General features: G+C 41.1%; 26 protein-coding genes and 1 tRNA gene. 14 read left to right on the top strand and 13 right to left on the bottom strand.

Going from position 1 to position 26,523, the window contains the following annotated elements; all coding sequences use genetic code 11:
* Positions 1–45: 45 nt before the first annotated feature.
* The 3 genes from A923_RS0117480 to A923_RS22335 form a co-directional block, all read right to left on the bottom strand.
* Positions 46–912 (bottom strand): hypothetical protein, encoded by an 867-nt coding sequence (locus A923_RS0117480; protein ID WP_017222985.1) that lies wholly within the window; start codon positions 910–912, stop codon positions 46–48.
* Between the two features lie 481 nt (positions 913–1,393).
* Positions 1,394–2,584 carry a DUF5692 family protein gene (locus A923_RS0117475; RefSeq protein WP_017222984.1) on the bottom strand — a complete coding sequence of 397 codons (1,191 nt, stop codon included), beginning with the start codon at positions 2,582–2,584 and terminating at the stop codon, positions 1,394–1,396.
* A 77-nt stretch (positions 2,585–2,661) separates the two neighbouring features.
* On the bottom strand, positions 2,662–3,573 hold the full coding sequence (locus tag A923_RS22335) for a hypothetical protein (protein ID WP_017222983.1): 912 nt from the start codon (positions 3,571–3,573) through the stop codon (positions 2,662–2,664).
* A gap of 345 nt (positions 3,574–3,918) precedes the next feature.
* On the opposite strand from A923_RS22335, the gene A923_RS0117465 reads away from it, so the two are divergent.
* Entirely contained in the window at positions 3,919–4,773 is an 855-nt protein-coding gene (locus A923_RS0117465) for a crotonase/enoyl-CoA hydratase family protein (protein ID WP_017222982.1), read from the top strand.
* Positions 4,774–4,882: 109 nt separating this feature from the next.
* On the opposite strand, the gene A923_RS0117460 is transcribed toward A923_RS0117465, so the two are convergent.
* The 5 genes from A923_RS0117460 to A923_RS0117440 all read right to left on the bottom strand — a co-directional run bounded on the left by A923_RS0117460 (position 4,883) and on the right by A923_RS0117440 (position 9,347).
* Positions 4,883–5,227: a winged helix-turn-helix domain-containing protein gene (locus A923_RS0117460; protein ID WP_017222981.1), complete on the bottom strand. Its 345-nt coding sequence runs from the start codon at positions 5,225–5,227 to the stop codon at positions 4,883–4,885.
* A gap of 326 nt (positions 5,228–5,553) precedes the next feature.
* Positions 5,554–6,969, bottom strand: coding sequence for a deoxyribodipyrimidine photo-lyase (phrB, locus tag A923_RS0117455; RefSeq protein WP_026006320.1), 1,416 nt, complete (start codon positions 6,967–6,969; stop codon positions 5,554–5,556).
* 35 nt (positions 6,970–7,004) lie between these two features.
* Positions 7,005–7,958 carry a YbgA family protein gene (locus A923_RS0117450; protein ID WP_017222979.1) on the bottom strand — a complete coding sequence of 318 codons (954 nt, stop codon included), beginning with the start codon at positions 7,956–7,958 and terminating at the stop codon, positions 7,005–7,007.
* A 312-nt stretch (positions 7,959–8,270) separates the two neighbouring features.
* Entirely contained in the window at positions 8,271–8,759 is a 489-nt protein-coding gene (locus A923_RS0117445) for a methylated-DNA--[protein]-cysteine S-methyltransferase (RefSeq protein WP_017222978.1), read from the bottom strand.
* 42 nt (positions 8,760–8,801) lie between these two features.
* Positions 8,802–9,347: a hypothetical protein gene (locus tag A923_RS0117440; protein WP_026006319.1), complete on the bottom strand. Its 546-nt coding sequence runs from the start codon at positions 9,345–9,347 to the stop codon at positions 8,802–8,804.
* 273 nt (positions 9,348–9,620) lie between these two features.
* Between A923_RS0117440 and A923_RS22555 the strand changes: the two genes are divergently transcribed.
* The 5 genes from A923_RS22555 to A923_RS0117420 all read left to right on the top strand — a co-directional run bounded on the left by A923_RS22555 (position 9,621) and on the right by A923_RS0117420 (position 12,965).
* Complete coding sequence (locus A923_RS22555) at positions 9,621–10,181, top strand: SDR family NAD(P)-dependent oxidoreductase (protein ID WP_237716238.1); 561 nt, start codon at positions 9,621–9,623, stop codon at positions 10,179–10,181.
* Entirely contained in the window at positions 10,151–10,450 is a 300-nt protein-coding gene (locus tag A923_RS23280) for a hypothetical protein (protein ID WP_017222976.1), read from the top strand. The genes A923_RS22555 and A923_RS23280 overlap by 31 nt, the downstream gene beginning before the upstream one ends.
* 76 nt (positions 10,451–10,526) lie before the next feature.
* Positions 10,527–11,702 (top strand): OmpP1/FadL family transporter, encoded by a 1,176-nt coding sequence (locus A923_RS0117430; protein ID WP_017222975.1) that lies wholly within the window; start codon positions 10,527–10,529, stop codon positions 11,700–11,702.
* Positions 11,703–11,755: 53 nt separating this feature from the next.
* Positions 11,756–12,160 (top strand): hypothetical protein, encoded by a 405-nt coding sequence (locus A923_RS0117425; RefSeq protein WP_017222974.1) that lies wholly within the window; start codon positions 11,756–11,758, stop codon positions 12,158–12,160.
* Positions 12,161–12,365: 205 nt separating this feature from the next.
* Entirely contained in the window at positions 12,366–12,965 is a 600-nt protein-coding gene (locus A923_RS0117420) for a hypothetical protein (protein WP_017222973.1), read from the top strand.
* Positions 12,966–13,236: 271 nt separating this feature from the next.
* On the opposite strand, the gene A923_RS0117415 is transcribed toward A923_RS0117420, so the two are convergent.
* Positions 13,237–13,324: transfer RNA gene (locus A923_RS0117415), tRNA-Ser, on the bottom strand.
* Positions 13,325–13,612: 288 nt separating this feature from the next.
* Between A923_RS0117415 and traF the strand changes: the two genes are divergently transcribed.
* The 5 genes from traF (at position 13,613) to A923_RS0117390 (ending at position 19,769) form a co-directional block, all read left to right on the top strand.
* Positions 13,613–14,704 (top strand): conjugal transfer protein TraF, encoded by a 1,092-nt coding sequence (gene traF, locus A923_RS0117410; protein WP_017222972.1) that lies wholly within the window; start codon positions 13,613–13,615, stop codon positions 14,702–14,704.
* A 173-nt stretch (positions 14,705–14,877) separates the two neighbouring features.
* Positions 14,878–15,699: a crotonase/enoyl-CoA hydratase family protein gene (locus A923_RS0117405; RefSeq protein ID WP_017222971.1), complete on the top strand. Its 822-nt coding sequence runs from the start codon at positions 14,878–14,880 to the stop codon at positions 15,697–15,699.
* A gap of 17 nt (positions 15,700–15,716) precedes the next feature.
* Complete coding sequence (locus A923_RS0117400; protein ID WP_017222970.1) at positions 15,717–18,170, top strand: bifunctional acetate--CoA ligase family protein/GNAT family N-acetyltransferase; 2,454 nt, start codon at positions 15,717–15,719, stop codon at positions 18,168–18,170.
* A complete protein-coding gene (locus A923_RS0117395; RefSeq protein ID WP_017222969.1) occupies positions 18,163–19,089 on the top strand; it encodes a LysR family transcriptional regulator in 927 nt (308 codons plus the stop codon). Before A923_RS0117400 ends, A923_RS0117395 begins: the two co-directional genes overlap by 8 nt.
* Before the next feature lie 68 nt (positions 19,090–19,157).
* Positions 19,158–19,769, top strand: coding sequence for a LysE family translocator (locus tag A923_RS0117390; protein ID WP_026006318.1), 612 nt, complete (start codon positions 19,158–19,160; stop codon positions 19,767–19,769).
* Between the two features lie 108 nt (positions 19,770–19,877).
* On the opposite strand, the gene A923_RS0117385 is transcribed toward A923_RS0117390, so the two are convergent.
* The gene (locus A923_RS0117385; RefSeq protein ID WP_017222967.1) at positions 19,878–22,685 is read right to left on the bottom strand and encodes an insulinase family protein; all 2,808 of its coding nucleotides are present in this window, start codon (positions 22,683–22,685) and stop codon (positions 19,878–19,880) included.
* A gap of 329 nt (positions 22,686–23,014) precedes the next feature.
* On the opposite strand from A923_RS0117385, the gene sixA reads away from it, so the two are divergent.
* Together sixA and A923_RS0117375 are read left to right on the top strand one after the other, a co-directional pair.
* Positions 23,015–23,482 carry a phosphohistidine phosphatase SixA gene (sixA, locus tag A923_RS0117380; RefSeq protein ID WP_017222966.1) on the top strand — a complete coding sequence of 156 codons (468 nt, stop codon included), beginning with the start codon at positions 23,015–23,017 and terminating at the stop codon, positions 23,480–23,482.
* Positions 23,483–23,641: 159 nt separating this feature from the next.
* Positions 23,642–23,839: a DUF1107 family protein gene (locus A923_RS0117375; protein WP_017222965.1), complete on the top strand. Its 198-nt coding sequence runs from the start codon at positions 23,642–23,644 to the stop codon at positions 23,837–23,839.
* Positions 23,840–23,936: 97 nt separating this feature from the next.
* Here A923_RS0117375 and A923_RS0117370 read toward each other — a convergent pair whose 3' ends face one another.
* Together A923_RS0117370 and smrB are read right to left on the bottom strand one after the other, a co-directional pair.
* The gene (locus tag A923_RS0117370; protein ID WP_017222964.1) at positions 23,937–24,206 is read right to left on the bottom strand and encodes a hypothetical protein; all 270 of its coding nucleotides are present in this window, start codon (positions 24,204–24,206) and stop codon (positions 23,937–23,939) included.
* 3 nt (positions 24,207–24,209) lie between these two features.
* Positions 24,210–24,839 carry an endonuclease SmrB gene (gene smrB, locus A923_RS0117365; RefSeq protein WP_017222963.1) on the bottom strand — a complete coding sequence of 210 codons (630 nt, stop codon included), beginning with the start codon at positions 24,837–24,839 and terminating at the stop codon, positions 24,210–24,212.
* Positions 24,840–24,916: 77 nt separating this feature from the next.
* On the opposite strand from smrB, the gene prmB reads away from it, so the two are divergent.
* Positions 24,917–25,846, top strand: a complete 930-nt coding sequence (prmB, locus tag A923_RS0117360) for a 50S ribosomal protein L3 N(5)-glutamine methyltransferase (protein ID WP_017222962.1) — start codon at positions 24,917–24,919, stop codon at positions 25,844–25,846.
* 106 nt (positions 25,847–25,952) lie between these two features.
* On the opposite strand, the gene A923_RS0117355 is transcribed toward prmB, so the two are convergent.
* Positions 25,953–26,522, bottom strand: a complete 570-nt coding sequence (locus A923_RS0117355) for a hypothetical protein (protein WP_026006315.1) — start codon at positions 26,520–26,522, stop codon at positions 25,953–25,955.
* Position 26,523: the final 1 nt, after the last annotated feature.

The following is a 26,523-nucleotide window of genomic DNA, read 5'->3' as shown; positions in this document are numbered from 1 at the left end:
CTATATCTAGGATAAAATGCAGATATAGCCTTTGTGTAACTTAAATTAGAATGCGTATTTGTAACCAAGGCTGTATTTATCGTCAGCGCTAGTATTGTCACCGCTATAGAATAATGTGACTGTTTGTGTGCTGGTTAGGTAATAACCAAGCTTGAGATCCCAAGCGGTAGACGCCATCTGTAAACCACCGTCTGCGATATCGGTATCCCACTCTTTACCTGCAAGCGCTTTGGTATAACGAATGCTACCTAGGGCAAAGAAATCATCATGTGGTTGGTAACGGACATAAGTCATTACAGTACCGGTTGTCGTCATCCAATCCATGCCTTCAGAAGACAAGTTACTCATTGCTCTTTGTGCTTCTAATGCGGCGATAGCTTCTGCTGGTGCACCCGCAGCGATAGCGCCTGCAATCTTCATATCAAGCAACTGTGAGGTATTATCTTCAGCTACGACACCACCAACTAACAGCATTGGCCAGATGTAGATGTCATCACCTACAGGGATGGTTGCTACTGGACCCGCTTGTGCCACCACCATGTTACCGAAAAATGGATGTTCAGCCGCAACAACATCAACAAAACCACCTAGGCCATTTGTGGTATTGATATTACCATAGCGTAAACGGTAGTTACGGCTAGAAACTTCACGACCAGTTTTAGGTTCTGTATATTTATCCTCATCCAAAATATCTTTGGCTTCGAAGATAAAACCACTGCGTTGTGTATCGGTTTTAGTTAGGACACCCATGGCTTCAAAATCAAGGCCTTTGTTACCGTAAGCCAAACCAGCATAAGCATAAACTGCCGTTGGGTCTGCCATATCTGGACCATCTGTTTTTGCTTCTTCAGCAATCACAGCCATTGACGAAAAAGATGCTAACACTGCAAGAGTTAAGATACCTTTTTTCATTATTTACTCCGTTGGTCATTATTTATTGAATAGGAAATTTTTATGGTTTATTTATTTAGAATTTTTCTCTTCATCTGTATAAACTTTTCTCCAAACATGATTTATCTTTTATAAATAATGACTTAGAGTCTTGTTTTGATGTAGAGTATTAACTCTAACTTGAGGCCATGTTAATATTATTTTGAACTTTTTGACGTGATACTTGTCACGAAATAGATTCAATCTAATACTTTGTTGGTACTTATTTTAAACGCTGTGCTTTGGCTCTCAGTTTTGTTGCGTTTAACTATTTTTGTAAAATATAGGCGGCATTAAACCTGACAATTATTCGTGTCATCATAGGGCTCGCAGTAAATATAGCCTTAACTTCCAAGGCTATATTTTCATGCTATGTTACTAACCTACTAACCTACTAACCTACTAACCTACTAACCTACTAACCTATTAAGCTATATTTGTACTGTCTTATTGATGGCTAACGTTAAGCCATTTTAGCTGCTTGACGCGCTTTCAATTTAGGACCAAATACAGTTATAGCAAGTACGCCATTAATAACGAAACTAGCTAAACCTGCTGCTAACATTAAGTTATCAGTACGCGGTAACATAACTACGTTACTTTCGAACATTGCAGGGTTTGAGAAGTAGTACATGAATGAACCAGCAAGCGTAATTGCACGTGCTTGTAACCAAGTACCAGGTTTAATAAGCATTGCAGGTAGTGTCGCAGCAACAAGCACCATGAATTGTGCAGCAGCCGAACCAGGGAAGTTTAGGTATACGAAAACAATGTTCCAAACGTCATAGGCGATGATCCAGAATGATGTCATCGCTGGCCAAATCATATCTCTTTCTTTCGACTTATCTGAGTAGATTTTAGCCCAAGCAGTAAGCGTGATGATAGATAAAATACCACCGATAGCGTTAAGAATGTTTGCAGCAGCGCCAATACTAAGACCCATACTGAAATCTTGAGCAACCGCTTCGGAGATGTTGATTACAAGGAATGCAGCAGCGCCGAATTTAGCCCATTTCATATTACCTACTTTGGTAAACCTGATCAGCGTGAATAATGCGGCCGCACCAACTACTGAATATAGTTTTATCCATTTAAACCAGTATGTAACATCGTAGCTCAACCAAAGTGGTAGTAATACTACAGGTAGGATGAAGAAGATAACGTAGTTCGATTTTGGTACACGACGACATAATTCGTTTAATAACATTAAACCAATTAGCACGAAGAATACGTGGCTATAGGCACGTTTTGCATACCATTTGTGAACTTTAAACTGGTCACCTGGAATTTCAAACAACATGCGATCTTCTGCATAGAATGTCATTGTTGCGCCATCAAAATCACCAATTAGTGCATCACTGCTACTGTCGATGATTACTTGATTACCTTCTTGACGGTACGGGTGCGGTTCTGAGTGATTAAAACCACCCGATTGCTTTGTCACTACAACTTCATTGTCAGCGCCAAATTCTAAACGGTAAAATAGGCTACCTTGGCCTGGTTGGCCATCACGTGTACCTTGCCATATTTCACCTTCAACGTTAGCTACATATGTCATATCATCACTCGGCGGCGCTGCATTAGCACCACTAGCGAACAACATGAATAACAAGGCACACATTGCTATAAACAGTGAGTTAATCCTGGTTGTCATTATTATTTCCCTTTATTTTAGAATTTTAAATAGTGCCCATGACTGTGGGCACTAGGTATTGATTACGATTTATGTGGTTAAGCTTTACTTAGTCTTCCTTTCCACGCAGGGTCTTGTTCTGTACCTGCATAGTCACCAATAACTGGTTGATCTGTTGCATCACAAGGTGGCTCACCAGTTGGATTGTTGCGTTTTTTGTTGAAGTACCAAATAGCGAACGGAATATGTAGTGCAAGGTTAATTGCGCCCCAGAACCAAAGTACTTGATCATTGGCCCAGCTAGACGAATCCATCACAGGGGTGAAGATGTCTGAGTTGGCTCGAACCAATATATGGAAGGCCAGCGTATATACACGTGCGATGACGTATAGCTCTGGGCGTCCTTTGATGATTGGGTATAGCTCTGCAGCGATTAAGATACAGAATGAACTTGCGAAGAAGCCTGGGTTTTCACCGAACACAAACGCTAGATTCCAAGTTGTGTATAGGAAGTTCCATGCTGCTGTAGAGTAGAAGAGTAGATCGTTAGGTTTACCACGACCGATCACCCAATACATACGTTCGCCATTTTTGTAACGTGGGAATGGGATCGTAATACATAAGATCACACCACATATAGCATTGAAGTAGTTAGCGGTAGCGAAATCTTTTGCTGTTGCTTCGGCAATATTCAGGAAGAGTACGGCATACAGCACTTTCAATACCCAATCACCGCGGAAGAATGATAAAAACTTATTTGGATTATCATGATAGAGCCATGCAATACGTGCACCACCAACAACAATAGCTGTTGGAATAAGCACACTTACGGTTTTAACCCAGCGGAACCAGCCATCTAAGTTATCAGCCCATAATGGTGCGGTTAATAATGACAGTAGCCAGAATACTGCTGTAGCTCTTGGTGCTCGGCGCATGCCTTCGACCAATATTAATAAAAACAAAATGTATCCAGTCATAGATACAGCGTATTGCCAAACAGGAATGTTCATAATACCTCCGATGATTGTTATAACTTCCCAATTCACTTATAGAGTAATAACTCTAACTTGTGGTTATGATAACCATTTAGAGTTATTAATTTAGCGATTTTGATCACAACCTTTAATGCAACTAGTCCTAAAGTGATATGTTCTTACTGCATTGTGGTTGACTTCACATTTTTTAATTTTTTATGAGTGCACTGCCACATAGCACTTGTTATAAGGATGAAAAATAGATACGGATGAAGAGTTTAGTCAATTGTCAGATACAGATAATAATATGTTGGCTAAAGATAATGCTGGCTGTGTTTGATTTTGTTAGCATGAAGTAATCATGATCAAGGAGCTGATGAAATGAAAAATAAACTTGCCTATAATACGTTTACCCTGACATTTGAAAATCAGGTTGCACATATCGAATTTAACCGCCCTGAAAAATTAAATTCGATGAATTTAGATTTTTGGCGCGAGTTTCCAGCGGCTATTTCTACACTTTCGATGAGTGATGATTTACGCGTCTTGATTATTTCGGCGCAAGGCCCACATTTTTGCGCAGGTATGGATTTAGAAGTATTCCAAAGCCCTGACAAGTTTCCGATGGGTAAAGATAAAGCCCGTGTTAGCGAAGCCATGCGCCGTTTTGTCATGCAATTACAGCAAGTCTTTACCGACCTTGAGCAATTAAGGGTACCGGTATTAACGGCCATTCAAGGCGGCTGTATTGGTGGTGCGTTAGATTTAGCTGCAGCATCAGACATGCGCTATTGCACCAAAGATGCGTTCTTTACCATTAAAGAAGTGGAGTTAGGTATTACTGCCGATCTGGGTACATTGCAGCGTTTACCGAGCATTTTACCCCAAGGTATTGTTCGAGAACTGGCCTACACTGGACGTAATTTTAGTGCTGCTGAAGCGGATAAATTTGGTTTGGTTAATCAAGTCTTTGAAACACAAGAGGCTATGTTGGATGGGGTATTGCAGATCGCCAGCCAAATAGCTGCTCACTCACCACTGGCAGTCACAGGCAGTAAAGAAATGCTTAATTACAGCCGTGATCATGGCGTCGATGACAGTTTGAAATACATGGCAACGTGGCAATCAGGTATGTTGTGTTTAGAAGAAACTATGACGATCATGCAAGCGAAAAAACAGCGTAAAGCGCCGGTGTTAGACCCGCTACGTAATGTGACAGGCTTGTTTGCTGAATAATAACGTCATTTTTTACCGTATTTTCTTGGCCGAAGACCTGCTCGCGGATTCGCAGGTTTTCGTATTCACTGATTTATGACTAACAGCGATTAAGGCTCATAATAAAACGTTATAATAGATTGTTGAAGAAGTAACCTTCACCCGAGATGGTTATTATTTTATCATTACCAAGCACACTTCTAATTTCTGATATCGCCACCACAACAGAAGAATTACTGACAATGCGGCCCGGCCAGCCAATGTCTTTAATGTTTTGTTTACTGAAAATCATCCCTGCATTTTTATATAACATATGAATAATATTGCGTTGTGGTCGAGAGATTATCGCCAACATTAGCCCGGAATCAGAATCTAAAATGACTTTAGTTTTTGACGATATGATTTTACCATCGATCTCAAGTTTGTACTCTTCTACCATATTATTTCTGTCTACTGTGTCATTACCTAACTGCATCGTATTCTCTTGTTTTCATCATATCTTTAAAGTTGACTTATGGTAATAAACTGCACGGACACTTAGTACCGTAAAACTACTGATTTAATAATTTAATAATTATTAAAGGCACAGTATTGTGCAGGGGGAGGGGGTTAGAAATTATTACATTTAACTAAAATCCAAGATGCTTCAAACATTACCATAAGAAATAATATAAAAATAAACTAAAACAATAATAAAGCGATAATAATAATACCCAAATAAAATGTTAATAAAAAACAAGGTAAGAATCATAAGATATACCGCCTGATAAACGAGACAAGCGATATATTATTGAAAAGATATTAAAGGGAAAGGTGCTGCTTATAAAATCCTAGTGCCTGCTCCCGCGCAGTTTTGTGATCGACAATGGGCGGGTAATAGATCGCCGTTTGCCCTGTATCCGCTAAATACGGATGGGGGAAATGGATCTGCTTACTGGGTAATGCTGCTAGCTCTGGTACGAACTTACGAATAAATTCACCTTCAGCATCAAATTTCTTACTCTGGGTTATCGGGTTGAAAATCCGAAAATAGGGTTGTGCGTCACAACCAGTCCCCGCCGCCCATTGCCAGCCGCCGTTGTTCGCGGAAAAGTCACCATCGATAAGGTGCTGCATAAAGAAACGCTCGCCACGTCGCCAGTCCACCAATAGATGCTTGGTTAAAAAGCTCGCCACGACCATACGTAATCGGTTGTGCATCCAACCCGTTTGTAATAGCTGGCGCATCGCTGCATCGACTAAAGGGTAGCCTGTCTTGCCTTGGCACCAGGCATCAAACAAGGCGTTGTCGTTAGGCCAATACAAGTGGTTATATTTTTGTTGGTAATTCTGATGTTTACACAATGCGGGAAAGTGAAAGAGTAAATGCTTGTAGAAGTCTCGCCACGCCAGTTCATTGAGCCAGCAAAACGCAGATGATGCTGTGTCGTCGAGTAATGCTGGGAAAGCTTGTGTCAGGGCGTTAACTAGCGTACGCGGACTTATCGCGCCAATCGCTAAGTAAGGGGAAAATCCAGACGTCCCTTTTACCCCTGGGTAGTCTCTTAATTGCTGGTAATCCTGACACTTATTGTCAATAAATTCGGGAACCACTTGCTGTAAAATAACGTTTGATAAAGGCCATTTTTTTGAGCAAATTTTATCGCCCGCTAATACGATGTTTGCCGTTGGCTGTTCGAGTGCTACGGTTGTCGTTGGGTCAGGTAAAAAAGCCAAGTTTAACGGATGTTGCCTTAGCTGTTTTAACCAGGCGTTACGAAAGGGCGTAAAGACTTTATACATTTCTTTTTGGCCATTCATTACCGACCCTTTTGGCACGATGACATCGGCCTCGGTGAGTTGTAACTGCAGGCCATTGGCGATGATCTTTTTATCACGGCGATGTTCGCTTAGTTCGACTTCGCTGTTGGCGTAAATATACTTGATCTGTTGTGCTTGGCAGTAGGTGGTTAAGCAGCTAATTTGTTCGTCAAAATCACTGACGGTTAAACAAGTTAGTTCAACACCTAATTCAGCTAACTGGCCTTGCAATAAATTTAAATGACGTTCGATAAAATCAAGCTGAATAGGCGCCATATCATGTTGCAGCCATTGTTCAAGCGGCGCAATGAATAAGGCCTTAGTGCAACCTTGTCTTAATGCGCGAGACAAGGCCGGGTTATCTAATACGCGTAAGTCGCTGCGAAACCACATGACACTTTCAGCTTTATTTTCCATCATCTTATACCCTTCCATTAACTACTTTCATCAAATCAAATACCGTATCTTAGTTTTAGCGAATCAGGGTAAGGAGAAAGGTACACCTGTGAGGTTAAATACTCATTCGCATGCTGTTTTAAATAGTGATTAATCAGCGTTAATGGCACTAATAATGGTGCTAAACCCGTGCGGTAATCATCGATGTGTTGGGTGAGCTCCGATTTTTCATCGGTGTTTAAATGGGATTTAAAATAGCCCTGTAAATGGTGTAGGGTATTGGTATGGCTTTTACGGTTTGCCATGTGTTTTAACCCCGTCATTAGGCCTGTAATATATTCATCCGCCATCTGTTCTAAGCTTATATCTGCGCGGCCTAATAATGTACCGACGCTTTTGTATGATGGGGTGTGATGGCTCATTAACAGGTATTTTCTTTCACTGTGGAATTTAATTAGTTTATGTTTTGTTAAACCACTGGCGACCAGTTCTTGCCAAAGTTTGTAGGTATATACGCGAATAATAAAGTTTTCACGTAATCCTGCATCATTTAAGCGACCATTTTCTTCACAAGGTAACAGTGGGTTTAGCTCCATGATTTGTTTTGTGAACAGCCCAACCCCGTCATTTGCACTGCCTTTACCGTGTTCGTAATACACTTTTACGCGTTCCATACCGCAACTTGGACTTTTCTGGCAGAAAATGAAACCACTCAAGCCATCAATGTTACGACCTACCGACTGACCATAGTCTGTCAACGCTTGCGTTACGTCACCACTACCATCAGGGCGACTTACAGCAATGACATCGCCGTGTTTAATTTGACGTATTGTTGGTCGTGGCGTCGGTAACCCTACCGCCATTTCGGGACAAAAGCCTTTGAACTCCATATGTTTGCTTAATTCATTCATACAGAAGTCTGATTTTTTATGACTCTTATCAAAACGAACCGGTTCGCCTTTAACACAAGCACTGATACCGAGCGTAATTGTTGTTTTTGGTATGATCATAGTGGCCGCCGTTTTCAAAAATTAATTTAAAAATCATCCATGCTGGAACGATTTGATGTTTTATAAGTGTTTTATTTTGTTGCTATAGATAACAATACGAGAGTAGTTAAAGAATAGATCACAATTGATTTAAAAAATTTATTATTTAGTTAAATCATGGTCTTTAGGTCGGTTTATGGGTGTTGAGAGGCTGTATGTTTTAATATTGCCGGATTTAGGTGGAGTGAGAGAAGAAAAGATGAAATAAAAGAGAGAAAGAAACTGATCACATTGCGTACCCGTTCCTGACTTTATTGTGTATGGCCTTGAGTTTTAGTTTGATGAACGATGATGCTTAGTTTCTAAGTTTAATAATCGTTGTTTTATATCTAAACCACCCGCGTAACCTGTGAGGCTGCCATTTTTACCAATGACGCGGTGACATGGCACAATAATCGATATTGGATTTTTACTGTTTGCGCCACCAACAGCTTGCGATGCTTTGGGGTTACCGACTGCGACAGCCAAGTCTTTATAACTCCATGTCTCGCCATACGGGATAGTCGTGAGCGCCTGCCATACTTTGTTTTGAAATTCAGTGCCATTCGCCGCTAACGGAATAGAAAATTCATGACGCTGACCGTTAAAGTATTCTTGCAGCTGAGTTACCGCGAGTTGCAAAATCGGGTGGTCATCGACTTGCTTGCCAAAATCACTGAGCTGTCTGGCGTGGCTTTCATACCAAATACCCAGTAAACCATCATCATTGCCATGCACGGTAACCGTACCTAATAGACTTTCAAATTGGGTGTATACGTCCATGGCATTATTTCTCTTTAGGTCGTTAAAGGGTTCGATGTTGTATTAGCTACGGTCGATACTTGGGATTTGCGACGTCTGCTGCGCTAATGAAAATTCAATCAGTTCAATCATCTTGTCTTGGATCATCGGTAAGCTTCTTGCCTCTACAGCCGCCGCTAAAGGTTCATTGAGCGCGGTGCTATAACTGCGGTAACCTTGCTTAACCGGAATAGACATAGACATTGGAATGCCTTGCGCTACACCGCCGCCGATAAGTTCTATTGCTTGCGCTGTGATTAACACGGTTTTAGGATCGCGTATTGGCTGAAAAATAATGCCATTTTCGTCTGAACGTAACATGATCCCAGACAGATCTGGACGCCAGCTTTCGTCTAGCTGTGCCATAAAGCGCCATGCACAATGCCACTCTTGGCATACTGAAGGTCTTTTGGTATAGATCTTACAACCGCCTTTGTCCATCAAATTGGTACAAACTTGATCGGCAGGCTTTCTAAAGTTGTCATCATCAATCTGCAGTACAACGCAGCACGCTGTGCACTCTCCACATTCTCGATTTGGCACTAAATGTGACTCGTTATTTTTACTCAATTATTTCACCTACACATTACAATTTAAAAATTAATCGATATAGCTTATCAGCACACATAAAATAAGCGCTGATAACTTAACACTCAATAATACTTCGACCGGCATACTCAAGTGCATACGTTCATCGAGTTAGGACGGACAAATTTAGCTGGATTATACAGGTTTCAACGCGAGGTGAATGTTTAAATCCGTAAAATTACCGTATTTCCTATTCTCGTCAATCCTTATAATTTCTCAACACATAGATTTAAGCTAATTGAGAGAAACCGTATCATGAAAAAAAATATACTTATCATTGGTGCCTCTTCAGGTATTGGTTACGACTTAGCTATTCAACTTTTGAAGGATAGTCATCATGTTTACTGCGGTGCTCGCCGACTGCATAAACTCGATAATCTTGCTGTTCTGGGCGCGAAAATACATAAAGTCGATGTCTGTTCAGAAAAAGATATTATCGATATTGTCGATACCATGACTAAAGAAGTCGGGCATATTGATATTGTCTATGCCAACGCCGGATTTCCCATTGCAGGGCCTGTAGAGGAAACCAGTATCGAAAAAGTACATCAGCTGTTTGATACCAATGTCTATGGCGCAGCAAGACTCGCGCGTGCTGTATTACCACACATGCGAGAGCAAGGCGCTGGTCGTATTGTCTTCACCACCTCGATTGCGAGTCGTGTTTCGACCAGTATGAACGCTTGGTATTCAGCCAGTAAACACGCACTAAATGGCATGGTTAAAGCTTTAGCACAGGAAGTGAAGGCTTTAATATTCAAGTTGTCACGGTTGAACCCGGTTGTGTGCAAACAGAATTGGGCGCTATTCAATTAGCGGATATGAAAAACACCAACACATTAGCTTGTTATAAAGAAGTGGTGCATAAATCCCATGACTTTTTAGACAATGCTTATCGATCTGGTTCGGACACTCGTTCAACGGTGAACACCTTGATAAAAGCAGGTTTTAGCCCTTCACCGCGACTTAGTTACCAAAGCACGCTTGATGCGAAATTAATGGTTTGGGCGCAGCGTATTTTTGGCGAAAAACTGATTGGTAAACTGTTTGTTTTGTTGATTAAAAAAACCAAAGTGAATCCGTAATATTACTGATTTTTCTGCCGGATTTTATATCTATCATATCGGTATATTTTTATGACCCATATTGATGGATATTCTGATGAAAAAAACACTATTAGCATTATTGATTTGCTCGACATACGCCAATGCCAGTGGACTGCTGTTACAAGAAGCGGTTGTTGCTAACGCGGGTACAACAGGTGCCGGTGATGGTGTCTATACCGAAACTGCAACAGCGTCTTGGACCAACCCAGCGACGATGACGCACATGGGCGAACAGAAAACCACGGTTAATATGATGGTGCTTGATTTGCAGATGGATTATACCGATGCTGAAATCGATGAGAGTAATGAGTTTCATGGTGATGCAGATGCTGAAACGGTGATGCCTGCCATTGGGATATTCCATGTCGTGCAGGTCAGCGAGGATATCCATTTAGGTGTTAACTTTGGCGCAGTCGGCGGATCATCAATTGATTACGGTACTGATTGGGATGGCGGTAATCATTTAGATACAGCAGTAATGACAGCTGTGCAATTAAACCCAACCATGAGTTATAAGATTGATAATAACTGGTCAGTGGGGATTGGCGCACAAATCAATTACGGCATGATCGAAGTGAGTACGTCAGGTTTTGATACGGGGACGGGTACTGACTGGGCGTTTGGTTATAATGCTGGCGCGATGTATCAAGCTGATACATGGGCTGTCGGTTTAAGCTACCGTTCAAAAATAGCACATGAATTTGACGATATTGACGTCAATCTTACCCAATTAAGCCCAGCTAATTTGAGTGTTGGAACAGAGCTGATTATCCCTGCGATTGTCGATTTAAGTGGTAGCTATGATTTGAATGACAAACTTACGTTACTTTCTTCAGTGCAATTTCATCAGTGGAGCGAATTTAGCGAGACACCTGTTTATACCGATAACACCACGGGTCTTGGCATTGACCGTGAGTGGGATGATGTATGGAAGTTTGCTGTCGGTGCTGACTATCAGTTAAACGCTGAGTGGGCATTAAAAGCCGGTTTCTCTTATGAAACGTCTCCGCAAGATGATCCAACGAAACAGTGGGTTGATTTACCTGTCGGCGAGCAGTACCGCTACTCTGTTGGCGCAACGACTTATTGGGATGAAACCCGTATTGATATCTTCTACGAATATGCTGATTTAGGCAATATGGCAATCGATCGGTCTGGTGAAAGTTATACCCAAATCACTGGTGAATTCGACGGCAAGATCCACTTTATCGGTGCTAACGTAACATTCTAAATACTTCGTCATCTAAGCACTATTATGTAAGCAGTTTCATATAGGAATAGACTATGTTTTTTACACGCCATTTAAAGCCGTTTCTTGTCATCGGCGGTTTAATCACAATGTTCGCGGGTATCTATGCGATCAACCCTGAATTAGCATTACTTAAAATGAATAACCTGCCGTATGACGACAACTATGTATTCCTATTTAGGCATTGGGGCATCATGGTTGGTTTGATGGGGTTCTTTATTACGTTATCTGCGTTTATTGTGCCGTGGCGTGGTTCAATCATGCTTTACTCGTTTATTGAAAAATTATTCATGGTGTATTTATTCATGTCGAATTTTTTCAATCCAGAAACGGCGCATTTAAACGTAGACTTCATTGCTTTTGCTATCACGGATGTGACGATTTGCATTTATACGCTCGGTTATTGGTATGAACAATACCGTCATAAACAGAAACTGTAATTGATAATGAGATAGGTGGGGGATACAGATGTGATGCGTTATTGTCACTCAATTCTCCACCTACACTCGAACATTTAAATATGTTATATCGGTTGCGAGAATATAAATTAGTCTGAAATGTGGGTTAGCAGTGAGCAATGACTTTGGTTTACATGACAACATGTAGTATAAAGTTCGTTGATTACTATTTTCCACAAGGATGTTCATGTTCAATTCTACGTTTACGCGTATTTTTCTCATCGCGACTGTTTGCTTCACTATGAGTGCTTGCTCGACACGAGAGAGCGCAGATCAATACCGCGGATCCACTAGCCAAAGACTACTGACCTATAGCATTAACGAATTAGTGTCAGACCTGCCAGATAATAGCTTTACTGAATTGAGTTCAAAATCCATTTTTGTACGCACGCATTTCATTAGTAAAACAGAAGCACTTGTTTATGCTGAACAACGTTTGAAAATGGAGTTAGCTAGTCGATTCAAGCTTAATCTCGTTGATTCAGCAGCAGACGCTGATATTGAATTTGATTTCTTTTTCACGTCTTTAGGGACTGACCAGGATGTATATGGTTTAAGTGTGCCGGTATTTTGGGTGAGTACTGACGGGGAAATGCCGTCATTGGATATCCTTGCTGTACGTATGTATCACGGCGTAAGTGAAATGTACTATTTTATTAAAGACAACAATACGGGTGTCACCACTGCACATGATGGTAGCATCGCCCGATCTCGCAGTGATAAATTCTCAACCCCTTTCTTTAGCTTTCCAATTGATAGCTTAGAAGAAAAGTCAGTGCTTGATTAAATAATATTGTAGATGTAGATGTAGATGTAGGTTGCTTGTTATCCGATAAGGTTAACGAGTAGCGCTCATCGTCGACGATTATAGGCATTTCGGTATTGACGATATGTAATCTGTAACTAGTAGGGGGGAATATATTACCTAGATTGGTCCTTGTGGTTAAAGCGTAGGATTCACAGGATAAGTTGGGTTAGATTTGGGATAGTGTGAGCTGTGAGTTATTACTGAATTTCAGGCACAAAAAAAGATGCATAAGCATCTCTAAGTAGTTAAATGGCGGTGACGGAGAGATTCGAACTCTCGAAAGGTTACCCTTTACACGCTTTCCAGGCGTGCTCCTTCAGCCACTCGGACACGTCACCTAAATAAATAGTTATATAGAATATAACGAGTCGTACTTTAGATAATCACTCTGCAAAGGTCAATAAAAAACTAAGATTTACAGTTTGACTGCTGCATTACTGAACATACATACCGTATTACATATTATTCCTACCATGACTAATTGGCACATAAATAGCATGTTTAATTGTATATTTTAGGCGGCAACACGAATTGCCTAAAGTTGTCAGCAGAGCTGACGATATAAATATTATAATTTGTGCGATTAAAGATATCGCGATTCAAATATCATAAGGACTCATGAGCTGATGAACATTCAACGTCGCCAAGCATTATTGTTACCTCTATCTCTAGGGATTGCATTCACAAGTTGTTCGCTGTTGGCGACGGAGTTTGATGCGCGTTCATATGCAATGGGTGGCGTTGGTGTCACGACGGCAGATTATGTCACCGCTTCGTTTCATAACCCGGCAATGGCGGCAAAGCATGACGTACGTGATGACTTTGGCTTACTAGCCCCTGTGCTTGGTGTTCAAATTGATGATGAAAATGATTTATTTAATGACCTACCGTCTGATCCGTTAGAACTTATTGGTGATAAATCTTATTACGAAGCTGGCTTTGGCCTCGTTGCATCAGTACCTACACGTTATTACTCCACCAATGTTTTTATTAAAGGCTATGCTGATTCATTAGCATTTGCAGATGTAGTCCCCGGCGATGTCAATTCTAAAGTAAGCGTATACGCAATCTCTGTTTTAGAATTAGGAATGACTTTTGCGCGTAAGTTTGATACTCGTTACGGTGGCATGCATTTTGGTTTTTCACCAAAATATAACGTTATTTCCACTTATAACTACTCTGAAGTCGTTAATGATTTTGATCCTGACAAGTACAAAGATGGTGCTAGCAGTGATGAAAGTGGCTTTAACCTTGATTTGGGTATGGAGATGGGATTGTTATATGGTTTAAGTGTCGGCGCGGCAGTAAAAAACTTAATACCACAAGAAGTTGATTTAAAACCAATGAATGGCTCTAGTGCTCGTTATAATCTCAATCCTGTCGTGACAACTGGTATTAGTTGGAGCAGTAATTATGCCATGCTAGCGATGGATATTGATTTAAATGCTACACAGCGTTATCAAGATATGGATACATTATCTGGGATTGGAGATAGTTTTGACGATACTCAAATGTTGAAAATTGGTGGTGAAATAGGTTCAGAGTCAGCGATACAGTTTCGTGCCGGTTATATGTACGATTTACAAGGCAATAAAAGCCAAGTAGTTACCGCTGGTGTAGGTTTATCACCGTTTAATGTTTTCCAACTTGACCTTGGTGCAAGCTATGGTGGTTCAAATAAATTTGGTCTTGCAGCACAAACTATGGTGTGGTTTTAAGTAAAACTTATAGTAGCCTCTATACTTGAACCTAAGTATGGTATTTCAATAAAATTCGGGCAATTACTCTAAGAGTATGAAAGCTTGAGATATGTCATGAACTAAAGCCGCTCTTTCCTCTACTATCTTGTGATACGATTTATTATTGAATCTAATACAAGGAGTGTTAAGAGATGCCAAATAGTCAAGTTGCTGCAAAACAACCACGCATTACCGTGGAAATCATCGATGAAGTGGCGATAGTCACCCTCAATCGAGGCGCTAAATATAATGCACTCGACATGGATATGTTCCATGCATTAGATAACACCGCGACAGAACTTGCTGATAACAAAGCCATCCGAGCAGTGATCGTTCGCGGTGATGGTAAGGTGTTCTGCGCTGGCCTTGATGTTAAAAGTATTATCAAAAACCCCCTCAATCCCGGCAAACTATTAAAACGTGAAGAAGGCGAACTCGCTAACCTGGCTCAAAAAGTCGGTTATCTGTGGCGTCAAATTCCAGTACCTGTCATTGCGGTGACGCACGGTGTGTGTTTTGGTGGCGGATTACAAATCGCACTCGGCGCAGATTTCCGTTACAGCACTGCAGATTGCGAATTTTCAGTGATGGAAATTAAATGGGGATTAATCCCTGATATGAGCGGTATGGTGACCATGCGTGAACTAACGCGTATTGATATTGCCAAAGAACTCACCATGACAGGGCGTAAATTTAGCGGCACGGAAGCCGAGAAATATGGATTAGTCACCCATGTTTGTGACGATCCAATGGCGGCTGCTATGACCTTTGTTGATAGTATTAAAACACGTTCTCCAGACGCCATTGTCGCGGCTAAATCATTATTGAATGAGTCTTGGGTTGCATCAGAACAAGCAGCGCTGGTACTCGAAACCCAAACACAGAAAAAAGTCATGGGCAAGTGGAACCAAATTGCGGCAGTAACTCGTAATTTTGTTAAAAAATCATTACCCTATAGAAAACGAAGTATTTAACAGGCGGTCTTATAACTATGTCCCAACTGAATATAAAAGCATTATTAGAACCTTCATCAATTGCCGTTATTGGCGCTAAAAATAGCACCGATAGTATTGGTTATTGGGTCGTTAAAAATTTAATAGCCAGTCAGTATGATGGTCCGATTATGCCGGTATCATTAAAGGCTAATAATGTCTGTGGGATTTTAGCGTATGAGAAACCAAGTGATTTACCGATAGCTCCTGACCTTGGGGCTATTTGTACGCCAATCCGCTTTGTACCAAGAATAGTGAAAGAACTGGGTGAAATTGGCTGTAAAGCGGTTATTTTATTCAGTGACGAACCTTATGAAGGCAATGCCGATACCTGGGAAAAAATTGGCTTGATTGCGGCTAAATATAATATCCGCGTATTAGGCCCAAGTAGCTTAGGGGTATTAAATCCACGTTTAAAATTAAATGTCAGTGTTGCCCATGTTGCACCGCCAGCCGGTGATGTGGCGGTTATTTCACAGTCTGCAGCGTTTGCAACATCGATGATTGACTGGGCAGAAACTCGTGGGGTAGGCTTCTCTTGCTTCATTTCCATTGGCACCCGTATTGACGTTAATTTTGCCGATTTAATCGATTACTTAAGTCGTGACCGTTTTACTAAATCGATTGCCTTGTATGTTGATAATATTATCGATACGCGTCGTTTCATGTCTGCTGCTCGCGCTGCGGCGTTTAAAAAACCTATTGTCGTGGTTCGTTCAAGTTCCAACATTGGCGGGACCACTGAATTATTGCAAAACCGACGCAATAAAATATCTTATAACACCGCATATACTGCGGCATTCCAACGTTCTGGTATGTTACGGGTGAATGATACCTTCGAGTTATTATCGGCAATCAAAACCATTGCTACGGTCAAGCGATCTGTACGTGGTGATAAAATGTTGATCATCTCTAATGGCGGTTCACCTGCTTATATGGCTGTTGATGTACTGCTCAAATCAGGCTGTAAACTGGCAGAGTTAAGTTATGAAACAGAACAAAAACTATTAAAAGCACTGCCGGGTAAAATCACCAGTATGAATCCGATTAACATCCTTGGTGGTGTTGATGCAGAGGCTTTCAGTAAAGTGATTGAAATTGTATTGGAAGATGCAAAGTACGATGCATTGCTTATTATTCATGCCCCGCAAGTAACTGAGGCATGCCATGTCACGGCTGAAAAATTAATCCCGCAATTAGTTAAGAATAACAAAAAAGGGCCGATTATATTCACCTCTTGGATGGGCGAAACGAGTGGCCGCATTGCCCGCCAAACCTTGATTAAAGCTGGGATCCCGTCATACGGCACCCCTGAAGTGGCGGTGAATGCCTTCAATTATATTGTTAAGTTTAGACGTCACCAAAAGCTCCTTATCCAAACACCTGAAACCTTGGCTGATTTAAATCCAAATGCGATGACTGCAGCGAAAATGATGATTGAGAAAGCCATGGATAAAGGTGTCAAAGAAGTGAATGAAAAAGGCATTAATTTACTGCTTAGCGCTTATGGCATTACCTCTGATGACACATTATCGCGAGATGAGGTAAATAAATTCCGTATTGAGGTGATTGATGATGCTGCATTTGGGCCGATTATCTGCCTCGGTGAAGCGGGTGGTAACTGGGATATAGATCAAGATGCTGAAGTTGCCCTGCCGCCATTGAATATGGCGCTATCACGTTATCTTGTCGTCGGCGCTATCAAGCAGGGCATTATCCGTGAGCGTAGTTTATCAGTACGCTTAAATATGGACGGTTTGTGTGAAATATTAACTCGCATCTCGCAGATGATAATTGATTTTCCGATGATCAAATCTATCTTGCTGGAGCCATTAGAGTTAGGCCGTACGGCGTATAGCATCAAGATCGAAAACATTAAAATTGGCTTACGTGGTCGCCGTTCACAACAAAAATTAGCGATATTACCCTACCCGAAAGAGCTGGAAAGTATCTACACCATGAAAAATGGTAAAGGGGTACTGCTAAGACCGATTCGTCATGAAGATGAGCCTGAGCATCAAGCATTTGATTCTTCATTAACCGCAGATGATCGTTATTTACGTTACTTTGGTGCGCGCTCTAAGTTCACCCATTTTGAAATGGCGATGTTAACGCAAATTGATTATGAACGTGAAATGGCATTTATTGCCAGCGCGAAGAACCCGATGGGTCAAGCTGAAACGTTAGGCGTGGTACGCGCTATTTTTGACTGGGATACCGGTGAAGCAGAATTTGCTATTTCAGTACGCTCAGATTTGAAAGGACAGGGCTTAGGTAAAGCACTGATGTTGAAAATCATTGAGTTTTGCCGAAAATCTGGCTTAAAAACCATGGTCGGTTTCACCATGCCAACCAATTCCGGCATGATTAAATTAGCAAAATATTGTGGCTTTAAAGTGACAATGGATTATCGTGAAGGCAACGCAGATTTAAAATTAAAGCTAAATGATTAATTTACAACGTATCAATCTCAACTTATTACTCAGTCTGCAGTACTTGTTGCAAGAGCAGCAAGTAACGGCAGCTGCACAGCGCCAATTTATTACCCAGTCGGCAATGAGTAAAAACCTGGCGAAATTACGCGAGATTTTTGCCGACCCTTTACTGATCAAAATTGATAATAAAAGTCAGTTAACTGAGAAGGCCAAGCAGTTAAAACCACGATTAACGCAGATCTTAAATAACATTGATGGTTTGTTGGTGACAGGGGGCTTTGATCCCTTGCAATCACAACGTGAATTTACTATCGCTTCAACCGATTATGTGACCGACTATATTCTACCTGCGGCACTGGCGCATTTGTATCAGCATGCCCCCAATATTAAACTTAACCTGACTTATTGGGATACGTTTACTTTAGCGGCAATGGAGCGTGGTGAGATTGACTTAGGCGCGACAATTATCCGTCCTGAGCATAAACACCTGTCTTATCTGCCGTTAGAGCAAGATAGCTATGTGTGCATTATGCGTCAAGGGCATCCGTTAGAACAGGTAGCACTGACCTTGTCTAATTACAGCCAATATCCGCACGGTATTATTACCTCGGGCGCAGATAAATCCAGTGATATTGATGTGGCACTGTCGGCGCAAGGGGTATTTAGAGATGTGGCATTGCGTATTCCGTCTTATTCTTCAGCTTTTAGTATTATTGCCAAAACCGACCATTTATTGACCATACCCAACTCGATTGCCGATAAACTTATTATTGGCGAGCAATTTATCCGCAAAAAATTACCGATTAAATTACCTATTCTACAGGCCGCAATCATCTGGCATCCCCGTTTTGACCATGATTTGGCGCATAAGTGGTTGCGTGATGAACTACATGCTCAATTAAGTAGCAATATTCCAGCTGGGACTACAGGGGAGTAGGATAAGTCATTTTATTCATTTCGATTTGCGTTCTATCATAACCTTAACGCAATGGAATGGTGATGATCATGTACGAAATTATAGTGTCTTTATTAATTATTAACTTCTTTGGTATGCTCAGCCCTGGGCCAGACATGATGCTGGTTTTAAAATACGGTAGCCTAAATGCGAAACGTGCTGCTTGGTATTGTGTTGGCGGTATCATTAGTGGTTTGGCTGTACACATGATGTTAGGTCTGTTCGGTATCTCATTACTTATTTCAAGCAACCCGATGCTATTCAATGTCGTCCGTTGGTTAGGCGCTGCTTACCTTATTTATATTGGTATTAAATCGCTACGAGCGGGTAAAAGCGAAATCGAAGTCGATGCTGGTACACTCAACTATCGTCCAGTAAAAGCGTATTTAGACGGTCTATTGTGTAATTTATTAAATCCTAAAATTTTGATGTTTATGGTCGCTGCATTCAGTCAGGTTATTGCACCTGAAACGCCAACATCAGACAAGTTATTAATCAGCTTATCTATCTTCGTCGAAACGGCAGTGCTGTGGTCTTGTTTCATCATCTTGCTTAACCGTGGTAGCTTAAAATCGATGCTGAATCGTTATCAAGATAAGATCAATAAAGCGACCGGTGGTCTGTTAATTACCCTCGGTGGTTTCATCGGTCTAAGTAGTTAGTTAATAGCTAAGCAGTTAACACGTGTTAACAACAAATTGATAAAAGAAAGGCGCTGTGGGTTGATACCGACAGCGCCTTTTTTGTGCTCGTTATATTATTTTTTAACGTTAAAGCTCAAAGATATGACTTTGCTGCTGGAAGGCTTCGACATCGGTAATATAGGTGCCTTCAAACGTCTCTACATGACGTTCTTCATATTCATCTTCTTCTTCATCATGCGGGAGTGATGGATTGATGGATGCCATAATCAAACGGTCAGACGTTCGAGATTTCAACTCAACCATAAAGCGGATTAAATCGACACGCTCGATATTCTCTAATTCTTCAGCAATTTTTTCAGACTTATCAAAATCTTTATCTTTAATACCAATAGAATGCCACAGGCGTTTACTTTTACTGTTGATGTTGGTGTCAGGTTCGCGCACTTTAGACACTAATCCTTGCTTACTCGATTGCCACTGTTGCTCGGTAAACGAGATCATCCCAAACGGGAAGAAATCAATAAAGTCATTGATCGCATCAAGCAGTTTCGTTGGTGACGTATGGGGTGATTGTACATAGAACATCAGACCCGCGTGGCGATTAAGCGGTATATTACCAGTACCAACGACATAACCTAATTGTTGCTGGGTACGCAATTCATAGAAGAATTTAGATGACATCACATGATTGGCCAAACTGTAATAGGCCAACTCTTTCGGTGAAATTTTTGGTGCTTGATAATACACAATCAACGCCGCATCGTTATGTTCAACAGCGACTTCGTGCACCAAAGAACCGGTATCTTGGATATCCACCAATTTACGTATTGTCTCTTTACCTGGCGTACTAATTGGGTGCAGTTTAGCTTTGACGTACTGACCTATCTCCAGTGCTTGAGCGTGATGCCAGTCACCGTGGATCAATATTTCAACACTGATATTTTGATACACTTTTTCTAGATACTCAGGTAACTGTTCTTGCTTAATACTCATCAAGGCTTTGGCTAAGCGCTCACTCGATGGGTTATTCGGTTGCAGCACCGAGGTTAACTCCGAAAATAAGCGATTAATCGGTTTTGCTTGTTTCTGGTTTTCCCATGCAATCAGCATCTGATTACGAATACTGGCGAAGGTTTCATTATCAACAGCTTGTAAGTGACGATGACCGATGATCAGTTTTAATAACTCGAACTGTTTCTGCGCAAACCCGGCAAGGTGTAAAGTGAACCCGCCTTGATGGGCATAAATATGGTAATTAATCCCGGCAATTTCGGCTTGGTACGTCAGCGTATTTAATTGCTCCATCAACAACTCAACCGCTAATCGTGTCATGGCGATATTATGGGTGTTGGCAATGGCATATTCACTGTCAATGGAAATGAAAATATTACCCTTAGGTAAATGGAATTCATGTTCCTGCATAAACCAAGTTTTGAAACCATCACTTTCATCAATCAAACTAGGTTGTTCTGTGAGCTTAGCTTTATCCAGCGCAAGGGCTTCTAAAGAAGGACTCATGAACAGATTCTTGATGGGTAATACTAGGCTGGGATTAATATCTACATCCGCCCAGCGTTGTTTTTGGCTAGGTGTAAATGCATCCACGCGATAAGGCGTATCATACCAAGCTGCTTTTTTATTGGTGTCTAAATTCGGTGCCGATACCATCAAGCGCATATTTTTCGGATTAAGCTGCTGCAAGAAGAAACGACAAGCCTCGATATCAAATCCCGTCATCATGTAATCACCATAAATGACATGTTCAGGCTGATAGACATGCAAATTTTGCGATAGGTGTGAAACGTTTTTAACCGCCGGTATTTTTTCTTGATAACGAAAGGCTTGTTCTAAGAAATTCTTTTTCTCGTCATAGCGCCACGCCTGTAAGCCTTGTTCGCTAATCAGCTTGATATATTGCAGGCAGAATTCCACGATCTCGGTGATATGGTTAAAGCCATCACTGGTTAACCCCATAATGACATTATAATCTTTAAAATTAGCACCCGTTTGACCACTGCCTGCTGATAATGCGGTTACCCAACCCTTACGTTTCAACAGCGACAATAAACTGCCTTCGGTTTCATCACCGATTAACTGGCTGATGTAATTCAGCGGTTTGATTTGGTAATAAGGTAGGGTATCGCCCAAGGGGAAGCAGATATATAACTTCTTGTGACCGCTAAGTGATTCTACCCAAATTGCTTGTTGTAATTGTGCATCGGTATACAGCGGCGTTGCCAAAGGCACTGCATTGATACCTCGATTTGGCACAGCCGAGAACATCTCCTTCAGCATGTGCTCTTGCTTGTCTAGCGTCAGCTCGGATTGGATCACTAACTTCATTAAAGATGCGCAGTAATGTTGCTGGTAAAAGCGTAATAACTCATCACGTAATGTATAAGTTTCGGTGTCGGCCAATGTCGTGAGGTTACCCACCGAGAATTTACTAAAAGGGTGGGTTGGATTAACGGTTTCTTTGTGTGCTTGGTAGAAACGACGTACGTCATCTTTAAGCTTGAGCTTATATTCGGAATCAACGGCATGACGTTCGCGTTCTAATAAGTCGGCATTAAAACTGGGCGCGATAAAAAATTGGGCGAAACGATCAAGGGCGTTATGGAAGTAGCTGTTGTTAATATCAAAGTAATAGTTGGTATATTCGGTGCCAGTCCAGGCGTTGTTACTGCCACCATGCATGGAAATAAACGACTGGTATTCACCGGGTTTTGGGTACTTGTCTGTGCCCAAAAATAACATATGTTCGAGTAAATGCGCGAGCCCTTCATGTTGGCTCGGATCATCAAAATGGCCGACGGCAACAGACATGGAAGCGGCGGACTTTTTACATTGATCATCTTGGATCAGTAATACCACTAATCCATTAGGGAGCGTGATGTGGCGATATTGTTTGTAATCATTAGGACTAGTTATCAAGGCGAGTGCTCCATGTGACGGCTGCATCAGACGAATAATTAAAATTAGATCAGCTTCAAAGAATAGCCAATACAAAATGCAGTGATGAATTCTGAGGGTTAAGCTTAATATAGATACCGCACTAAGACGATACTGTTACTTATAATATAATTCAGTATGGCGCTAAAATGCCAGTAAGTAAGTATTTTTTGAAAACAATGTTTAAAAACATAAGCTAAACGTGGTTTTTAATATTTCTGTCATCAAGTGACGTTATCATGCAATCGTTTTTTGGGATGTGTTAAAGTCTATTTCAGTAGCTAACTCAATCAACAATATGGTGTGGTGGTATGAAGATATATATTATGCGACACGGTCAAGCGGGCTTGTATGCAAACAGCGATGCGGAACGTGAACTAACTGGCACTGGACGACAACAGTCTGTTGATATGGCCAACTGGTTAAGTGCAATAGAACCGACTTTAGATTGTGTATTACACAGCCCTTATGTACGAGCAACGCAAACTTGGCAAGTTATCGGGAACTTTTTTACCGTAAACAAGGTCGAAGTATGTGAAGACATTACGCCTTATGGTGATGCCGAATTTATTGCTGATTATGTTCGTGCACTGGTAGAGCAACATAATTATAAAACTGTGTTACTGGTTTCACATTTACCTGTGGTGAGTTATTTAACCTCAGCGCTAACAGCCAGTAAACATATGCCAGCATTCGCCACATCTGCGATTGCTTGCTTAGAACTTAATGACAAAGATTGTAATTTTAAGTGGTTAGAAACACCAGCGAGTATAAAGTAGTTAACTGATTTATTATTTATTTTTATGATTAGTGCTTACACTTTATACAATGGTTAATGCAGTGTTAAATCCCTTTGCATTACCCAATTGTTAGTATATTATGCCGCTTCTGTTTGGGTACTTGGATGGTACCTATATAAGCGTATAAAGGAGTGCTAAATGCGTAGTTTTAAACAGTTTAACTCGTTACGTATCGCAAGATATGTAAAAAGTTTTTTTCGTGGAACTCTCTATGTCACAGGTTTGGGACTGTTAGAGTTTCAGCAAGGTATGTTAGTCATGCCGAGCAACGCAGGTAACAATGTTAAAATGCGTATCTCGGAAGTGAATCGTGAAATTAAACGATTTGCGGTTTAACAGACTGAGCATGAAAGGTTAGTGTTACGCACTAACCTTTTTTTGTGCCTGTTTTTTAGTGCAAGATAGTTTTCGAGACATTCAAATCGTCTTCGGCTCACTCAAGAAACATCGCTGCATTAAATCCTGCAGTCACGCATACACTCAGCAGCATCATGATGATGACATTGTAACGCTTTAAAAAGCTCAGCCTTGGGTGCTTGGCGTGAAACGCTGCCGTTTTTTCAGCCTTTACCTTTATCTTGGCTGATTTTATAACGTGTAGCCTATCTTCTTCCTGTATTGCTTCTTCAAGTTCTGCCAGACGTTCGTTATTTTCTTTTTCGAGTTCTGCAAACCACTGGTCTTGTTTATCAACCACCATCATTCACTACCTTAAAAAGTCTTCTTTGTTCGTCAATTCAACGAGAATCGAGATAGCGGCACTGCCACCCCACGTTTTAGTCGCTTGATGAAAGGCTTCGATATCGGGATGCTGGGCTAACCACATCGGTAATTGGCGTTTAAGAATGTTCTTGCCATGACCGTGCATGACATTACAGCAGCGAATATGCTGTTTACGACATTCAGAAATTAATGCAGATATTTCTACCTTGGCTATTTCTTGGGTTAAACCATGCAAGTCCAAAAGCAATTCCGGCTCGTAATCACCACGACGTAATTTTTTCAACTCATAGGGTGACACGTCATCACGTATATAACGGGTAGGGCCTTCGTCAGCAATGTGTGGTTCAAATTGATCGGAGAAAAAATGTTCACGTTGCGCTGATTCTTGTCGGATCGAATCATTTGCTTGTGTTTTCGGTTTATTAGCCCTGATTTTTGTTTTGCGTATGGTATCCTGTGCCAAAGGTTTTATACCTTTCATACTATCAGAAAAAAGAGCGTGTTCATCCGGTTTCAACGCGGCTTGCGATACTTTCACTTGCGCAGCGTGTGCCTGTTTTGTTGCTACATCTATTTGCAGCAACATCTTTTTTTTCATTTGTTTATTAAACATAATGTTAGTTACCCAAATTCAACTGCTAAGCTCAGTTGATTAAACATTTTGTTACTTTACCAAAATTGGAGTCAATTGTGGACAGGATTTTTATTGACGAAGCAGTCAAAGAGTTAACAACAATACAAGATATCATCCGTTGGGCGGTTAGCCGTTTTAACGATGCGGGTATTTTCTATGGTCACGGTACTGATAACGCGTGGGATGAAGCTGTACAGTTAATCTTACCGACACTACATTTACCCTTAGATATTGACCCTCAAATTCGTCATGCGAAACTGCTTACTTCTGAACGTCAAAAATTGGTTGAGCTAATCGTTCGCCGCGTTAATGAACGTATCCCAGCTGCATACCTGACTAACAAAGCTTGGTTTGCTGGTTTAGAGTTCTTTGTTGATGAACGTGTTCTAGTGCCACGCTCACCGTTTGCAGAACTGATCATGAATGGTTTCCAACCTTGGTTAACCAACGAACCAATGCGTATCCTGGATATGTGTACGGGTAGTGGTTGTATTGCAATTGCGATGTCTCACGCATTCCCTGATTCAGAAATTGATGCAGTTGATATTGAACACGGTGCGATTGAAGTTGCCGAGATCAATATCCAAGACCATGGTGTTGAGCAGCAAGTAACACCAATTCAATCTGACTTGTTCTCTAACTTAACAGGTTTACGTTACGACATGATCGTATCGAATCCTCCTTATGTTGATCAAGAAGACATTGATAACCTACCTGAAGAGTTCAAACATGAACCTGAGATTGGTTTACAGTCTGGTTTTGATGGTCTAGAGCTAACGTTGAAAATGCTAGCACAAGCACCTGATATGCTAAACGATGGTGGTTTACTGTTCGTTGAGATTGGTAACAGCATGGTTCACATGCAAGATAAATTTCCAGAAGTACCATTTACTTGGTTAGAAATGCAAAATGGCGGCCACGGTATTTTCGTGATCAGCAAAGAGCAAATCTTAGCTTCAATGGCAGAATTTGCACCGTTTAAATAGTCGCACCGTTTAAATAGGCTTGCGAGCAAAACGAAGAGCAACCTAAAGTGGTTGCTCTTTTTTAATTGTTATCACATTAATAACATCACATCAGTAAATATTGTGCTCAATCGAGTATGATCACAAATAAGCAATCAAATGCAATTGGATCGCCAACAGCGGCTGAAAATTGTGACAAGTCGACCATACCTGACAAACGTACTGCCCCAGTACTGTTTTTAAATCGCCCTGTTCCTTCTAAAATGGCATTGTTAGTACCAGCGGCGCCAGTGATGTGCGTTATTAACTGTCCATCTGCAGTGGTTATAGCCTGTGTCACAGGTCGCACTGATGTATTACCCCTGGTGACCAGATTTCCTTGTGGTAAATGAAAATAAGTTGTGCCAACTAAAGCCAAACCAGCGCCAACGTCAGCGCCGGTAATGTTAGATAGACAATCTGTAGCGGTACCGACTAAGCGGCCATTTTTCGCATTGAATAAGTCAATATCAAAACAAAAAGCCGTTTCATCCTCCCCATCGCCATTTGAATCTGGCACCATTCTTTCGTACATGGCCCCAGAGCCGACTAAATTCATTACCAGTATTTTCCCTCCTTTCTTGTCTGCTGCAGACACCGTCGATGACATACCGAGTAAAATAGATATAACAGCTATAATTACAATTTTTATGTTCATA

Source organism: Moritella dasanensis ArB 0140, from assembly GCF_000276805.1.
In the GTDB taxonomy this organism is placed as follows: domain Bacteria; phylum Pseudomonadota; class Gammaproteobacteria; order Enterobacterales; family Moritellaceae; genus Moritella; species Moritella dasanensis.
This window is presented reverse-complemented; position numbering and strand designations above follow the sequence as displayed.

Excerpts from the sequence above, each read along its gene's own strand:
- A923_RS0117420 (WP_017222973.1), top strand. The coding sequence starts at position 12,366 with ATGTTCAATTCTACGTTTACGCGTATTTTTCTCATCGCGACTGTTTGC.
- A923_RS0117395 (WP_017222969.1), top strand. The coding sequence starts at position 18,163 with ATGATTAATTTACAACGTATCAATCTCAACTTATTACTCAGTCTGCAG.
- A923_RS22555 (WP_237716238.1), top strand. The coding sequence starts at position 9,621 with ATGAAAAAAAATATACTTATCATTGGTGCCTCTTCAGGTATTGGTTAC.
- A923_RS0117355 (WP_026006315.1), bottom strand. The coding sequence starts at position 26,522 with ATGAACATAAAAATTGTAATTATAGCTGTTATATCTATTTTACTCGGT.
- smrB (WP_017222963.1), bottom strand. The coding sequence starts at position 24,839 with ATGTTTAATAAACAAATGAAAAAAAAGATGTTGCTGCAAATAGATGTA.
- A923_RS0117425 (WP_017222974.1), top strand. The coding sequence starts at position 11,756 with ATGTTTTTTACACGCCATTTAAAGCCGTTTCTTGTCATCGGCGGTTTA.
- phrB (WP_026006320.1), bottom strand. The coding sequence starts at position 6,969 with ATGGAAAATAAAGCTGAAAGTGTCATGTGGTTTCGCAGCGACTTACGC.
- A923_RS0117375 (WP_017222965.1), top strand. The coding sequence starts at position 23,642 with ATGCGTAGTTTTAAACAGTTTAACTCGTTACGTATCGCAAGATATGTA.
- A923_RS0117400 (WP_017222970.1), top strand. The coding sequence starts at position 15,717 with ATGTCCCAACTGAATATAAAAGCATTATTAGAACCTTCATCAATTGCC.
- A923_RS0117370 (WP_017222964.1), bottom strand. The coding sequence starts at position 24,206 with ATGATGGTGGTTGATAAACAAGACCAGTGGTTTGCAGAACTCGAAAAA.
- A923_RS22335 (WP_017222983.1), bottom strand. The coding sequence starts at position 3,573 with ATGAACATTCCTGTTTGGCAATACGCTGTATCTATGACTGGATACATT.
- traF (WP_017222972.1), top strand. The coding sequence starts at position 13,613 with ATGAACATTCAACGTCGCCAAGCATTATTGTTACCTCTATCTCTAGGG.
- A923_RS0117465 (WP_017222982.1), top strand. The coding sequence starts at position 3,919 with ATGAAAAATAAACTTGCCTATAATACGTTTACCCTGACATTTGAAAAT.
- A923_RS0117445 (WP_017222978.1), bottom strand. The coding sequence starts at position 8,759 with ATGGACGTATACACCCAATTTGAAAGTCTATTAGGTACGGTTACCGTG.
- A923_RS0117475 (WP_017222984.1), bottom strand. The coding sequence starts at position 2,584 with ATGACAACCAGGATTAACTCACTGTTTATAGCAATGTGTGCCTTGTTA.
- A923_RS0117450 (WP_017222979.1), bottom strand. The coding sequence starts at position 7,958 with ATGATCATACCAAAAACAACAATTACGCTCGGTATCAGTGCTTGTGTT.
- A923_RS0117480 (WP_017222985.1), bottom strand. The coding sequence starts at position 912 with ATGAAAAAAGGTATCTTAACTCTTGCAGTGTTAGCATCTTTTTCGTCA.
- sixA (WP_017222966.1), top strand. The coding sequence starts at position 23,015 with ATGAAGATATATATTATGCGACACGGTCAAGCGGGCTTGTATGCAAAC.
- A923_RS0117390 (WP_026006318.1), top strand. The coding sequence starts at position 19,158 with ATGTACGAAATTATAGTGTCTTTATTAATTATTAACTTCTTTGGTATG.
- A923_RS0117405 (WP_017222971.1), top strand. The coding sequence starts at position 14,878 with ATGCCAAATAGTCAAGTTGCTGCAAAACAACCACGCATTACCGTGGAA.
- A923_RS0117460 (WP_017222981.1), bottom strand. The coding sequence starts at position 5,227 with ATGCAGTTAGGTAATGACACAGTAGACAGAAATAATATGGTAGAAGAG.
- A923_RS0117430 (WP_017222975.1), top strand. The coding sequence starts at position 10,527 with ATGAAAAAAACACTATTAGCATTATTGATTTGCTCGACATACGCCAAT.